Annotated in this window: 12 protein-coding genes and 1 tRNA gene; 6 read left to right on the top strand and 7 right to left on the bottom strand. The window is 69.9% G+C overall.

All coding sequences use genetic code 11. The features are described 5' to 3' along the window. The first annotated feature begins 26 nt into the window (after window positions 1-26). The gene (locus tag FNH24_RS21810; protein WP_152364359.1) at window positions 27-665 is read left to right on the top strand and encodes a hypothetical protein; all 639 of its coding nucleotides are present in this window, start codon (window positions 27-29) and stop codon (window positions 663-665) included. Window positions 666-667: 2 nt separating this feature from the next. Then, on the top strand, window positions 668-1,297 hold the full coding sequence (locus tag FNH24_RS21815) for a hypothetical protein (RefSeq protein ID WP_152364360.1): 630 nt from the start codon (window positions 668-670) through the stop codon (window positions 1,295-1,297). A 655-nt stretch (window positions 1,298-1,952) separates the two neighbouring features. On the opposite strand, the gene hutI is transcribed toward FNH24_RS21815, so the two are convergent. From hutI to hutH, 6 genes are read right to left on the bottom strand one after another with little or no spacing between them, the layout of a single operon-like run. Continuing rightward, window positions 1,953-3,140, bottom strand: coding sequence for an imidazolonepropionase (gene hutI, locus FNH24_RS21820; protein ID WP_152364361.1), 1,188 nt, complete (start codon window positions 3,138-3,140; stop codon window positions 1,953-1,955). 37 nt (window positions 3,141-3,177) lie between these two features. Then, window positions 3,178-4,503: a formimidoylglutamate deiminase gene (locus FNH24_RS21825; protein ID WP_152364362.1), complete on the bottom strand. Its 1,326-nt coding sequence runs from the start codon at window positions 4,501-4,503 to the stop codon at window positions 3,178-3,180. Next, window positions 4,500-5,711 carry an allantoate amidohydrolase gene (locus FNH24_RS21830; protein ID WP_152364363.1) on the bottom strand — a complete coding sequence of 404 codons (1,212 nt, stop codon included), beginning with the start codon at window positions 5,709-5,711 and terminating at the stop codon, window positions 4,500-4,502. The genes FNH24_RS21825 and FNH24_RS21830 overlap by 4 nt, the downstream gene beginning before the upstream one ends. Further along, window positions 5,708-7,138, bottom strand: a complete 1,431-nt coding sequence (locus tag FNH24_RS21835) for a purine-cytosine permease family protein (RefSeq protein WP_152364364.1) — start codon at window positions 7,136-7,138, stop codon at window positions 5,708-5,710. Before FNH24_RS21835 ends, FNH24_RS21830 begins: the two co-directional genes overlap by 4 nt. A gap of 2 nt (window positions 7,139-7,140) precedes the next feature. Then, window positions 7,141-8,799 (bottom strand): urocanate hydratase, encoded by a 1,659-nt coding sequence (hutU, locus tag FNH24_RS21840; protein ID WP_152364365.1) that lies wholly within the window; start codon window positions 8,797-8,799, stop codon window positions 7,141-7,143. Window positions 8,800-8,827: 28 nt separating this feature from the next. Continuing rightward, on the bottom strand, window positions 8,828-10,390 hold the full coding sequence (gene hutH, locus FNH24_RS21845; RefSeq protein ID WP_152364366.1) for a histidine ammonia-lyase: 1,563 nt from the start codon (window positions 10,388-10,390) through the stop codon (window positions 8,828-8,830). Window positions 10,391-10,471: 81 nt separating this feature from the next. Here hutH and FNH24_RS21850 point away from each other — a divergent pair, with 81 nt between their 5' ends. After that, window positions 10,472-11,236 carry an IclR family transcriptional regulator gene (locus FNH24_RS21850; protein WP_152364367.1) on the top strand — a complete coding sequence of 255 codons (765 nt, stop codon included), beginning with the start codon at window positions 10,472-10,474 and terminating at the stop codon, window positions 11,234-11,236. A 51-nt stretch (window positions 11,237-11,287) separates the two neighbouring features. Further along, on the top strand, window positions 11,288-11,692 hold the full coding sequence (locus FNH24_RS21855) for a DUF3224 domain-containing protein (RefSeq protein ID WP_152364368.1): 405 nt from the start codon (window positions 11,288-11,290) through the stop codon (window positions 11,690-11,692). A gap of 19 nt (window positions 11,693-11,711) precedes the next feature. On the opposite strand, the gene FNH24_RS21860 is transcribed toward FNH24_RS21855, so the two are convergent. Beyond that, a tRNA-Pro gene (locus FNH24_RS21860) sits at window positions 11,712-11,787 on the bottom strand. 148 nt (window positions 11,788-11,935) lie between these two features. Between FNH24_RS21860 and FNH24_RS21865 the strand changes: the two genes are divergently transcribed. Further along, window positions 11,936-12,529 carry a hypothetical protein gene (locus FNH24_RS21865; protein ID WP_152364369.1) on the top strand — a complete coding sequence of 198 codons (594 nt, stop codon included), beginning with the start codon at window positions 11,936-11,938 and terminating at the stop codon, window positions 12,527-12,529. Continuing rightward, window positions 12,526-13,509 (top strand): nucleotidyl transferase AbiEii/AbiGii toxin family protein, encoded by a 984-nt coding sequence (locus FNH24_RS21870; RefSeq protein ID WP_152364370.1) that lies wholly within the window; start codon window positions 12,526-12,528, stop codon window positions 13,507-13,509. Before FNH24_RS21865 ends, FNH24_RS21870 begins: the two co-directional genes overlap by 4 nt. Window positions 13,510-13,517 lie beyond the last annotated feature (8 nt).

A 13,517-nucleotide genomic window follows, 5' to 3' on the forward strand; every position in this document is an offset into this window, starting at 1 on the left:
TGACTCACAGCGAATACGCTTGCGCCATGTCCGCACCCAAGGCGCGCTCGCCGAAGCCGCTGCCGACACCGGTCCAGCCGTGGCATCCGCCGCTGCCCGTCCTGATCATCGCGATCGCCCTGCCGGTGATCGCCGGACTGGTGTTGTGCTGGGCCAACAGTGTGCCGGGGGCACAGGTGATCATGGCCGTGGTCGGCACCGGGCTGAGCCTGATGGCCGCGTCCTTCCTGCTGATCAACGGCATCATCTGCTTTGCCCGGCGGACGCTGATCCCGGCGGTGATCATCGGTGCGGTGGTGCTGATCGGCCTGTTCGTGCTGGCCGAGTCCGACCTGCCGTTGCGGGCCCGGTTCGGTGCGCACGCGGCGACCTTCGACCAGGTGGCGGCCGAGCGGCAGCCGGCGATCGAAGGAGTCTGGCAGGGGCCGTGCCCGACCCGGATCGGCAGTTATCCGGTCAGCCGTTGCGTGGCGATCGGCACCGGCTTCCTCTACTACGAACCGGAGGGCGGCCTGCTCAACGGCGCCGGCTTCGCCTTTCTCCCCGAAGGTCCGGCCGGGGCCCAGCGGGAGGGAGTCGCCACCGAGCCGGGCGGCGACGGAACGGATCCGATCCAATACCAGCACCTCTCCGGGGACTGGTACTCCTTCGTCGACCCGTGGTGATCATGACCGCTGACGCGGAGTTCTCCGCCGAATCCGCCGCGGCGGTCCGACTGGCCGGGGAACGGCTGCTGGAGGCGTTGTCGACCCAGGTCGAGCTGGCCGCGCGGGCCCGGGACGGCGAGGACCTGTCGGAGCTGGACGACGCGGCCGAGACGGTCCGGGAGTTGCTGGCCGACTACGCCGAGTGCCAACTCGATCACTGCGGCGTGCCGGCTCCGTTCGAGGAGCTGGTCGACCTGCTGCCCGAGCCGGACGGAGAGGCCGAATCCTCGCTGATCACCCGGCTGACCCGGACCGATTTCATGATCGTCGACGAGTCGGCCCTGCTGACCGACGGCGGCGAGGCCGGCGCGGAGTCGGGCCAGGCTCCGCCCTCGGTCCTGGACCCCGCGCCGATGTCGGTGTCCCGCGCCATCAGGTTGATCGTCAACGCCCGCGGGGTCGACGGCCTGTGGGGCGCCGCCGGCGTCCGGCCGCTCTGGTCGGAGACGATCTTCCTGCAGCCGGACCCGGTCGAGATCGACGAGGAGGACGCCGAACTCGACGAGGACGAAGCCGACGACGACCCGCTGTCGATCTTCGACGTCGACGGCGAGATCGTCGCCACCGACACCGAGCAGTTCTTCCGCTGATCAAGTCATACCACCGGCCTCCCACCTGCAAGGCCTGCCTTCGCCCCCTTTCCTGCGCCTTCGCTCCCTCTGTGGTGGGGGCGGAGGGGGAGTAGGTGGGGCGAAGGAGAGCCGGCTGGCGTCGTCGCCGGGTGCTGGGTGCACTGTCGCTGGTGCCTGGGCTGGGTGTTTTGAGCCCGGTTCGGCCTTTTGGGGCTGCTCACTGCCCTTCGCGCCCTTTCCTGCGGCTTCGCTCCCTCTGTGGTGGGGGCGGAGGGGGAGTAGGTGGGGCGAAGGAGAGCCGGCTGGCGTCGTCGCCGGGTGCTGGGTGCACTGTCGCTGGTGCCTGGGCTGGGTGTTTTGAGCCCGGTTCGGCCTTTTGGGGCTGCTCACTGCCCTTCGCGCCCTTTCCTGCGGCTTCGCTCCCTCTGTGGTGGGGGCGGAGGGGGAGTAGGTGGGGCGAAGGAGAGCCGGCTGGCGTCGTCGCCGGGTGCTGGGTGCACTGTCGCTGGTGCCTGGGCTGGGTGTTTTGAGCCCGGTTCGGCCTTTTGGGGCTGCTCACTGCCCTTCGCCCCCTTTCCTGCGCCTTCGCTCCCTCTGCGGTGGGGGCGAAGGCGGAGTAGGTGGGGCGAAGCGAGGTGGGTCGGCCTCGCTGGCTCCTGAGTGCGGCTTCGGACTACTCGGGTGCGGGGAGGGCGGCGGGCAGGTCCAGGGTGCGGGTGAGGGGCATTCCGGGGCGGTAGGCCAGGTGGAGGTACGTCGGGGCGTCGATCATGGTCAGGTCGGCGCGGCGGCCGATCATGATCGCGCCGACGTCGGTCCGGCGCAGGGCTCGGGCACCGCCGACGGTCGCGGCCAGCAGGGCCTGGGCGGGTGTCAGGCCGAGCTCTCGGACCGCGAGGGCGATCATGAACGGCATCGACGAGGAATAGCAGGTGCCGGGGTTGCAGTCGGTCGCCAACGCCACGGTGGCACCGGCGGTGAGCAGCCGGGCAGCATCCGGGTACGGCGAGCGAGTCGAGAACTCGACCCCCGGGAGCAAGGTCGCCACGGTCGTCTCCCGGGCGTCGGCCAGGGCGGCGATGTCGGCGTCGCTCAGGAACGTGCAGTGATCAACACTGGCCGCGCCGAGCTCGACCGCGAGCCCGACGCCGGGACCCGGGCCGAGCTGGTTGCCGTGCACCCGGAGCCCGAGACCGGCCTCCCGACCGGCGGTCAGGATGGCGCGCGATTCCTCGGCGGTGAAGGCATGCGGCGAGTTCGGTTCGCAGAAAACGTCGATCCAGCGCGCGTACGGTCTCGCCGCCGCCAGCATCGGGCCGCAGACGAGATCGACGTAACCCGCCCGGTCGGCGGCGAACTCGGCCGGCACCACGTGCCCGCCGAGGAAGGTGGTCTCGCTGGTCTGCTCGGCCGCGAGCCGCAGCGTCCGAGCCTCCTGCTCGACGGTCAACCCGTAGCCGCTCTTGATCTCCAGCGTGGTGGTGCCCTGCCGCCGGGCCTCGGCCACCCGGGCCGCGACCAGCGGGCGAAGTTGATCATCGGAGGCGGCTCGGGTGGCATCGACGGTGGTGCCGATTCCGCCGCCGTCATAGGGCGTGCCGGTCATCCGGGCCGCGAACTCCGCGGCGCGATCTCCGGCGAAGACGAGGTGAGCATGCGAGTCGACGAAGCCGGGGATCACGGTGCGGCCACCGCAGTCGACCCTCCGATCCGCGGCCGGAGCCGCGCCGACCGCACCGATCCAGGCGATCAGGCCGTCCTCGGCGATCACCGCGTGATCACGGCGCTCGCCAAGGCCGTCCGGGCCCGAGCCGTCGCAGGTGATCAGCTGGCCGATGCCGGTGATCAACGAACTGCTCACCGGGCCGTCCTCCCGGCCGCCCGGGCACAGAGGTGTTTCATCGTTCCTCCCACAGTCGATCGAGCACGGCCAGGTCCGGGGTGCCGTCGCGGTGCTCACCGTCGACCACCAGGGTGACACCGCCGACCACGACCCGTCGGACATCGGCGGTGGTCGCGGCGTAGTGCAGTTGCTCCGGGTCGCAGCCGGCGGTGCGGACAGAATCGGTGCCGATCACCACGAAGTCGGCCGCCGCGCCGACGGCGATCCGGCCGGCTTCGTCCCAGCCCAGGCTGCGATGGCCGGCCGGCCCGGCGGCGGTGATCAACTCCTCCGGACCGAACCGGCCGCGCTCGCCGGTGATCAACCGCTCGTTCAGCTCCAGGCCGCGAAGCTCCTCGAACGGATCGATCACCGCGTGCTGGTCCGAGCCGAGGCACAGCGGACTGCCCGCGTCGAGCAACTCCCTGCCCGGACCGACGCCGTCGGCAAGATCACGTTCGGTGGTGGGGCAGAAGCAGACGGCGGTGCCGCTCCGGCCGAGCCGGTCGATGTCGTCGCCGGTCAGGTGAGTGGCGTGCACGGCGGTGGTCCGGGTGCCGAGCAGCCCGTGCTCGTCGACCAACCGGGTCGGGGTGCGGCCGTAGTGGGCGACGCTTGCGTCGTTCTCGGCCGGCTGCTCACTGAGGTGCAGGTGCAACGGAGCGTGCGGGAAGGCCTCGGCCAACGGGCCGAGGGCATGGGCCGGGACCGCGCGCACCGAGTGAGCGGCGCTGCCGATCTTGGCCAGCGGGGTGCCGGAGAGTTCGGCGACCCGGGACTGCCACCGCTCGACGTCGCCGTCGGAGAACCGCTGCTGCACCGGGTCCAACGGCCGGTGGCCGTTCGGCTCGAGGCCGCCGGCGAGGTAGCAGGTGTCCAGCAGCGTGATCCGGATCCCGACCTCCTCCGCCGCGGTGATCAAGGCCAGGCCCATGGCGTTCGGATCCGCGTACGGACGGCCGCCCTGATCATGGTGTAGGTAGTGGAACTCGCCCACCGCCGTGTAGCCGGCCAACGCCAGCTCGGTGTAGACCACCCGGGCCAGGGCGAGGTAGTTGTCCGGGTCGAGCCGGCTCGCGAGCCGATACATCGCCTCCCGCCAGGTCCAGAAGGAGCCGCGGCCACCCTGGGTACGGCCGCGCAGCGCGCGGTGGAAGGCATGCGAGTGCGCATTCGCCAGGCCGGGCAGGACGACCCCCGGCAACCGGTCGTCGGCCGGCTCGGGATCGGCGTCGGTGATCACCGCGCCGAACCGTCCGGCCACTACCTCGAACCGGACCCGGCGCGCCCACCCGTCCGGGAGGAACGCGTGCTCGGCCCAGTAGCCGGTGGACGCGGTCATGGCCGGCCGGCCAGGTCGGCGAGGGTCGCCGCCAGGGCCGTCACCCCGGCGTCGCAGTCGTCCGGCTCGGCCCATTCGGCGGGGGAGTGCGACACCCCGGTCGGGTTGCGAACGAAGATCATCACCGACGGGATGCCGGCTCGGGCCAGGATCCCGGCGTCGTGCCCGGCGCCGGTGCCGAGCACCGGAGCCGGCTGATCATCGCCGCCGAGCAGGGTGGCCAGCCGGGTGATCAACTCCGGATCGAACCGGGTCACCGGGGTCCAGGACTCCTCGGTGACGACGCCGTGATCAGCTGCGGCGGCGGCGGTGAGGTCGGCCAGCGCGGCCCGGACCGAGGCCTCGGTCGCGCCCCGGGCGTCCAGCCAGGCGGTCGCCGCCGACGGAATCGCGTTCACCCCGCCGGGCACGATCCGGGACTTGCCGACCGTGGTCAGGCAGCCGTTCCGTTCGGCCGCGTCGCGGGCCGCCAGGACCAGCCGGGCGAACCCGATCATGGCGTCGGACCGGTCGGTCAGCGCCGTCGTGCCGGCATGATCGGCGACACCGGCGAAGTCGATCCGCCACCGGCCGTGCGGCCAGATGTCGCTGCCGACGGCGACCGGGGCGCCGAGTTCGATCATGGCCCGGCCCTGCTCGACATGCAGCTCGACGAAGGTCCCGATTCGGCGCAGCGCCTCGGGATCGGGGCCGACCTCGACCGGCCGGCCGGCGGTCCGCAGCGCCTCGCCCAAACTGATCCCGTCGGCGTCGGTCAGACCGAGCGCGCGGTCGGCGGTCAGCTCGCCGGTGATCAACCGGGAGCCGGCACAGGCGACGCCGAACCGGGCACCCTCCTCGTCGACGAACCGCACCACGCCGATCGGCCGGGCCGGCGTGAATCCGTCCGCCCGCAGCCGGTCCACCGCCAGCAGCGCGCTGATCACGCCCAGCGGGCCGTCGAAGGCGCCGCCGTCGGGGACACTGTCCAGATGGGATCCGGTCACCACGGCCCGGCCCGGAGCCGCGTCCGGATCGCCCCACCAGGCCCACTGATTGCCGGCCCGGTCCTCGGTCAGGTCCAGCCCGCGGGCCGTGCACTCGGCCGCGAACCACTCGCCGAGATCATGATCATCCCGGGTCCAGGCGAAGCGGCGAAAGCCGCCGGAGCCGGCGTCCCGGCCGATCGACCCAATGGCCTCGAGCAGCCCGGTCACGCCGCCGGTCACGCCGGCACCCGATCCCGGTTGCCGCGGGCCAACAGGTAGTACAGCCCGCCGGTGATCACCAGCCCGACCATCCAGGAGATGTCGGCGCCGCCGAGCAGCTCGGTGATCGGCCCGGTGTAGAGCTTCTGCGCCAGGAACGGGATCTGCACGGCGATGCCGATCGCATAGCAGGCGAGCGCGCGGACGTTCCAGCGCCCGTAGCGGCCGTCCGGGTCGTACAAGCTGGGCACGTCCACTCGCTCCTTGGAGATCAGATAGAAGTCGATCAGGTTGATCGCACTCCACGGAGTGAACACCATCAGCAGCACCAGCACGAAGTTCTTGAAGTTGTCCAGGAAGTCGGCCGAGGCGGCGAGCGCGATGATCACCGACACCGCGATGAACCCGGTGATGTAGAGGCCGCGGACCAGCCGGCTCACCGTCGCCGTTCGACGGAAGCCGGCGACCGTGGTCAGCGCGCACATGAAGCCGCCGTAGGCGTTCAGGCTGTTCACCGTCAGCTTGCCACTGACGATCACCAGATAGATCGCGATCGCCGCCAGACCGGGTCCGGCGATCGCGCCGAGGAAGCCGACCTGGTTGGCCAGGAACGTCTGACCGCCCAGGGCGGGCAGGGTGGCGACCAGGGCGCCGAGGGTCATCGACCACTGGGAACCGATCACACTGCCCAGCAAGGTGTACGTGAACGTCGTCCGCGGCTTGGTCGACCGCGGCAGATACCGGCTGTAGTCCGCGACGTACGGGCCGAAGGTCAACTGCCAGCCGGCGCCGAGCGCGACGCTGAGCAGGAACGGCGGCCAGGCGAACTGCATGCCGCCGATCAGCGCGCCGACGTCGACGGTGCGGAACACCTGCACGGTGAGGAAGCCGAAGCCGAGCACGCCCAGCACCGTCGCGATCCGGCCCATCCGGTGGATCACCTTGTAGCCGAGCAGGGCGATCAGCAGGGTCAGCAGGCCGAAGATCACGATCCCGACCCAGGGCAGCGAGATGCCGATGATCTGGTTGATCGCCTGGCCGGACAGCACGGTGCCGGTGGCGGCGAAACCGAGATACATCACGATCACCAGCAGCAACGGGATGGCCGCGCCGAAGACACCGAACTGAGCCCGGCTGCTGATCATCTGCGGCAGCCCGAGCAACGGCCCCTGGGCCGAGTGCAGCGCCATCACCGCGCCGCCGAGCAGGTTGCCGATCAGCAGCCCGATGATCGCCCAGATCGGGTCGGCGCCGAACACCACGGCGAGGGCGCCGTCGACCACCGCGGTGATCTGCGTGGTCGCGCCGAACCAGAGCGTGAACTGGCTGATCGGCTTCCCGTGCCGTTCGCCGTCCGGCACCACCTCGATCGACCGGGCCTCGATCACTCCGCCTTTCCCGCCGGCTGTGCCGGTCGAAGGTCCCGTGCTCGTCGCTGCGCCGGTCATGATCATTCTCCTTCGCTGAGCGGGACCCGCACCCCGCGTTCGGCGGCGACCTCCCGGGCCCGGTCGTAGCCGGCGTCAACGTGCCGGATCACGCCCATCCCGGGATCATTGGTCAGCACCCTGGCGATCTTCTCCGCGGCCAGCTCGGTGCCGTCGGCGACGGTGACCTGCCCGGCGTGGATCGACCGGCCGATGCCGACGCCGCCGCCGTGGTGGATCGAGACCCAGCTGGCGCCGGAGGCGGTGTTGATCATGGCGTTGAGCAGTGGCCAGTCGGCGATCGCGTCCGACCCGTCCTGCATCGACTCGGTCTCCCGGTACGGGCTGGCGACCGAGCCGCTGTCGAGATGATCACGGCCGATCACGATCGGCGCCTTGACCTGGCCGGAGGCGACCAGGTCGTTGAACGCGAGCCCGGCGCGGTCCCGCTCGCCGTACCCGAGCCAGCAGATCCGGGCCGGCAGTCCCTGGAAGCTGATCTTCTCCTGCGCACCCCGGATCCACTTCTGCAGCCGGTCGTTGTCGGGAAAGAGGTCGAGCACCGCCCGGTCGGTGGCGGCGATGTCGGCCGGGTCGCCGGACAGCGCGACCCAGCGGAACGGTCCCTTGCCCTCGCAGAACAGCGGCCGGATGTAGGCCGGGACGAAGCCGGGGAAGTCGAACGCCCGCGGGTAGCCGCCCTTGCGGGCCTCGTCGCGGATCGAGTTGCCGTAGTCGAACACTTCGGCGCCGGCGTCGGCGAACTCGACCATCGCCTTGACCTGCTTGGCCATCGACTCCCGGGCCCGGTCGGTGAACTCCTCCGGCTTCTTGGCCGCGTAATCGGGCCAGTCGTCCGGATCGATGTCCTCGGGCAGATAGCTCAGCGGGTCGTGGGCGCTGGTCTGATCGGTGACGATGTCGATCTCCACGCCGCGCCGCAGCAACTCAGCGAAGATCGTCGCCGCGTTGCCGACCACGCCGACCGACCAGGCCCGGCGATCCCGCTTGGCCTCGGCGGCGATCGCGATCGCCTGATCAAGATCATCGGCGATCTCGTCGAGATAGCGATGATCGACGCGGCGCTGCAGCCGGCTGCGGACGACGTCGACGATCAGGCAGACACCGCCGTTCAGGGTGACCGCGAGCGGCTGTGCGCCGCCCATCCCGCCGCAGCCGCCGGTCAGCGTCAGGGTCCCGGCCAGCGTGCCGCCGAACCGCTTCTCGGCCACCGCGGCGAACGTCTCGTAGGTGCCCTGGACGATGCCCTGGGTGCCGATGTAGATCCAGGAGCCCGCCGTCATCTGGCCGTACATGGTCAGCCCGAGTTGCTCCAGCCGGCGGAACTCCGGCCAATTCGCCCAGTCGCCCACCAGGTTGGAGTTCGCCAGCAGCACCCGCGGCGCCCACGGGTGGGTCCGCATCACCCCGACCGGCCGCCCGGACTGGACCAGCATCGTCTCGTCCTCGGCCAGCGTGGTCAGCGTCCGCACCATCGCATCGAAGGACCGCCAGTCCCGCGCCGCCCGCCCCGTGCCGCCGTACACGACAAGATCATCCGGCCGCTCCGCGACCTCGGGATCAAGGTTGTTCATCAACATCCGCAGTGGCGCCTCGGTGCTCCACGACCGCGCCGTCAACGTGGTCCCGCGCGCCGCCCGTACCGGCCTCGCACCTTCCATGATCATCTCCTCCGTCGGTTCTGGTCGGTCAGCGCAGTGGTCCGGTCACGGCCAGGACAGCGGCGAGCAGGCTGCCGTCGGCAATCACGCCCACGGCGGTCTCGATCTCCGGGGCGAGCCAGCGGTCGGCGCCCGGCCCGGCGACGCCCGCCTCCCGGAGCACGATGATCGCGGCCGCCGCGGCCGGGCCCGGCCGCAGCGGTGCCCGCAGCTCCAGACCGCGGGCGGCGGTGATCAACTCGATCGCCAGCACCCGACGCAGCCCGTCGACCGCCCGGCGCAGCTTGCGACCGGCGGCCCAGCCCATCGACACGTGATCTTCCTGCATCGCCGAGGACGGGATCGAGTCGACCGACGCCGGCGCGGCCAGCCGCTTCAACTCCGAGACGATCGCCGCCTGGGTGTACTGCGCGATCATGTGACCCGAGTCGACCCCGGGATCGCCGGCCAGGAACGGCGGCAGGCCGTGATTGCGGGCGGGGTCGAGGAACCGGTCGGTCCGGCGTTCGGCGATGCTGGCCAGATCGGCGGTGACGATGGCCAGGAAGTCGAGCACGTACGCGATCGGTGCGCCGTGGAAGTTGCCGTTGGACTCGACCCGGCCGTCCAGGGTGATCACCGGATTGTCGATCGTCGAAGCCAACTCGCGCTCGGCGACCAGGGCGGCATGATCAACGGTGTCCCGGGCCGCGCCGGCGACCTGCGGCGCACAGCGCAGCGAGTACGCGTCCTGCACCCGCGGACAGTCCTCGACCTGGTGACTCGCCCGGATCTCGCTGTCCGCCATCAGCGTCCGCAGATTGGCCGCGGACAAGGCCTGTCCGGGCTGCGGTCGCAGCGCGTGCAGGTCGGCGGCGAAGACATGATCGGTGCCGAGCAAGCCCTCGACGCTCATCGCCGCGGTCAGGTCGGCCACGGTGATCAACGACCGCAGCTCGGCGATGGCCAGCAGCAGCATGCCGAGCATCCCGTCAGTGCCGTTGATCAGCGCCAGACCTTCCTTCTCGGCCAGGGTGACTGGCTCGATCCCGGCGGCCGGCAACGCCTCGCCGGCCGGAATCAGTCGAAGATCATGATCACGGACGACACCCTCGCCCATCAGGGCCAACGCGCAGTGAGCCAGCGGGGCAAGATCACCGGAGCAGCCGAGGCTGCCGTACTCGTGCACCACCGGGGTGAGGCCGGTGTTGAGCAGCGCCAGATAGCAGTCCAGGGTGCCCTCCCTGATGCCGGTCCGGCCGGTGGCCAGCGTGGAGCAACGCAGCAACATCAGCGCCCGGATCACCTCGCGCTCGACCTCGGGGCCGGAGCCGGCCGCGTGGGACCGGATCAGCCCGGCCTGCAGGGCGGCCCGGCGTTCGACCGGGATGTGCTTGGTCGCCAAGGCACCGAAGCCGGTCGAGACGCCGTAGTGCGGCTCGGTGTCGCCGGCCAGCGCCTCGATCACCGCGCGGCTGCGGCGCACCTCGGTCCGCGCTTCCGGCGTGAGCCGGACGACCGCGTTGTCCCGGGCGACCGCGATCACTTCCGCCGCGGTGAGCGGCCCGATCCCGAGCTCGACGGTCCCGGGCCCGGTGTCGACAGTGTCCATGACCTCATTGGAGTGCAACCGGCAGGGCTTCGGCCAGTACCGCCGCGGCAGGTTCTGTCTCGGATCTGAGACAATCGGGTCATGTCCGGTGCTCCGGCGGCCGACCACGTGCTGGCCGTACTCACCTTGCTCGCCCGGCAATCGGAGCCGGTCACCGCGGGCACGGTCGCGGCCCGGCTGGGGCTGCCGCGGTCCACCACCTATCGGCTGCTGAGCATCCTTCGTGATCATGGCTTCGTCAGCCACCTGGCCGACCGGCAGCGGTACGCGCTCGGCGTCGCCGCGTACGAACTCGGTACGGCCTACCAACGCCAGGGCCTGCTACAACGAATCGCCGGACCACCGCTGCGCCGGCTGGCCGCCGAGCTCAGCCAGCACGCGAGACTTGCAGTGCTGCACGGCACCGACGTCTTCTTCGTGATCGAGGAGCGGGCGCCGGGCCTGCCTCAGCTCGTGACCGACGTCGGGGTCCGGCTGCCGGCATCGGTGACGGCGAGCGGCCTGGCGATCCTGGCCGAGCTGCCGGCCAAGCAGATCACCGCGCTGTTCCCGGGACCGGCGGCGCTGGTGCAGCGTGATCACCGCGGCCCGGCCACGCCGACCGAGCTGCGCCGGCTGCTCACCGACGCCCGGACCCGCGGCTATGCGGTGGAGGAGGGGATGGTGACGCCGGGCCTGAGCACGATCGCCCGCCCGGTCCTGGACACCCAGGGCCACCCGGTCGCCAGCGTCGCGGTCACCTACTCGATCGAGATCGATCATGAAGTCCGGGAGCGGGTGGTCGAGGCGGTCGTCCGGGTCGCCGGTCAGTTGTCCGATCGACTCGGCGGCCGCACCCCGGCCTGATGTCGGATTCGTTCAAGTGATCACGGCCCGGGCTCGATTAGGGTCGTCGTCATGCAGGTACGAGGAATCTTCACCGTCTCCGACTGGACCGAGTCCGACCACGTCCCGCCGATCAAGACGGCGGCGTCGGTCGGCCACGCCACCATGATCAAGACCTTCACCGGCGACATCGAGGGCCGGGCCAGCACCCAGTTCACCGGCGCCCTGAACACCGAGACCGGAGCCGGCAGCTATGTCGCCCTGGAGTCCTTCGAGGGCAGCATCGGCGGCCGCTCCGGCGCGATCAACCTGATCCATCTGGCCTCCACGCACGGCCAGGACCGCTACGACGAGAAGCTGCTGGTCGTGCCGGACAGCGGCACCGAGGCTCTGGCGGGATTGACCGGCACCGGCTCGATCGTCGTCGACCCGGACGGCACCCACCACCTGATCCTCGACCTCGACGCCCCGAGCTGACTCGACCCTGCGGATCTGATGGTCGGGGCGGCGGGACTCGAACCCGCGATCCCCTGCTCCCAAAGCAGGTGCCCTAGCCACTGGGCCACGCCCCGTCCTCCGGCACCAACTCCCGGAGCGGATCGGCTGATTCTAGTGGCGGCGCCGCTCGCGGACCAACTGCGATCGGCGGGCTGTCAGTCCGCAGCATGGGTAGCAACGTGAGCCGGGGACAATGTCACGTTCCCGGTACACTTCAGTGACATGAGGTCGATCTCGCCTGCTGCAGCCATCCGGGCAACGCCCGTGGCGGCGTTCGTGCGGGTAGCCAGCCTCCCAGGGACCCCTGACGCCGCCCGGAAGGCGGCCTCCAGAGCGGCGCATGATGGCGAGCTCATCCACATTCGGAAGGGCCTGTACTACCGCGGCCGCCGGACACGGTATGGGATGACTCGGCCGCGGATCACTCAGGTCGTCCGTGAAGTGCTCGGCACCCGTGGGGTAGGCCCGGCCGGGTACTCCGCCGCCCGCGCTTGGGGCGTGACGACCCAACTTCCGTCGGCGTTCGAAGTGTCTACCCTGCGGCAGGTAGACAACCTGATCGGCGTGAAGCAGGTTCTGCGACGAAATCTGTCCAGGGTCGATCTGAACGAGAAGGAGATAGCGCTGTTGGAACTACTCCGTGCTCCCGAGGTCTACATCGAGGCAGGGTGGGACGCATTCGTCGGCAAGGTTCGGGAGGCTGTGCTTGCAGGTGAGGTTCGCGAAGACGCGTTGCGGGCGGCAGTCCATGGTGAGCGGCACGTTACGGTGAGATCCAACTTCGTCCGGTTGGCCGATGATCTTGCGGCCGCATGACCGTCCGCCTGCGTGACGACCCCGACGCGCTGAATGTGCTGGTCGCGAGGGCTGCGGATTACTACGGCATCAGTGCTGCATACATCGAGAAGGATTTTTGGGTCACGGAGGTTTTGAGAGTGGCCTCGCGTACGCGCCCAGTTCGCTTGCCCGACGGACATTCCGCCGACACGACCTTCATCTTCAAAGGTGGCACGAGTCTGAGCCGCGTCTTCGGACTCACTCAAAGATTCTCCGAGGACATCGATCTGATCGCAGTCTTCAACGATGAGGCGGCGCCTGGTGCTCGCCACAAGATCCTGAAACTGGTGGATGCCGAGGTGTCCGCGCATGTTGGCACGGCTGGCGACGTCGTGCCGGGTAGTTCAACGACAGGGATCAAGCGATACACGAACTATCGCTATCCGGTGGAGACGGCCGGCAGCGGACTGAAGGAGGGGGTGCTCCTCGAGCTGGGTAGCCGCGGCGGAACCTTTCCCGTCGTAGTGCACTCCTACCGGTCGATGCTTACCGATTTCGTGCTCGCTGAAATACCTGAGGACGAACACGTGTGGGAAGAATTCGCCCCCTTTGATGTCACGACCCTGTCTCCGGAGCGAACCCTTCTCGAAAAGATCGCGGCTGTCCATGATGCCGCAGCGAGATCGGATACCGGTGCGCTGGCTAAATTCGGGCGTCACTTCTACGACATCCACTGCCTGCTGGCAAACGTCGGCGTCAGGCAGGCTCTCGTTGCGCTCGGCGACGCTGGGCTTTCTGCCCTTGTTGAGGACATCAACTCCCACAGTGCTCAAGCCGGATTTCCCTGGACACCGCGCCCGGACGGTGGATATGCCGAAAGTCCGGCGTTCGATCGAGATCATGAATCGCGAGCTGCGATCGCTGTTGGGGTGCAGGCAGCTCAGGAACTGGTCTACGGCGTGCGGCCGACGCTCGAAGACATCACCGAGATTGTCGCCGAACATCGCGACCTGCTGTGAACGGAATA

The sequence above is a fragment of the Microlunatus speluncae genome, assembly GCF_009299835.1.
In the GTDB taxonomy this organism is placed as follows: domain Bacteria; phylum Actinomycetota; class Actinomycetes; order Propionibacteriales; family Propionibacteriaceae; genus Microlunatus; species Microlunatus speluncae.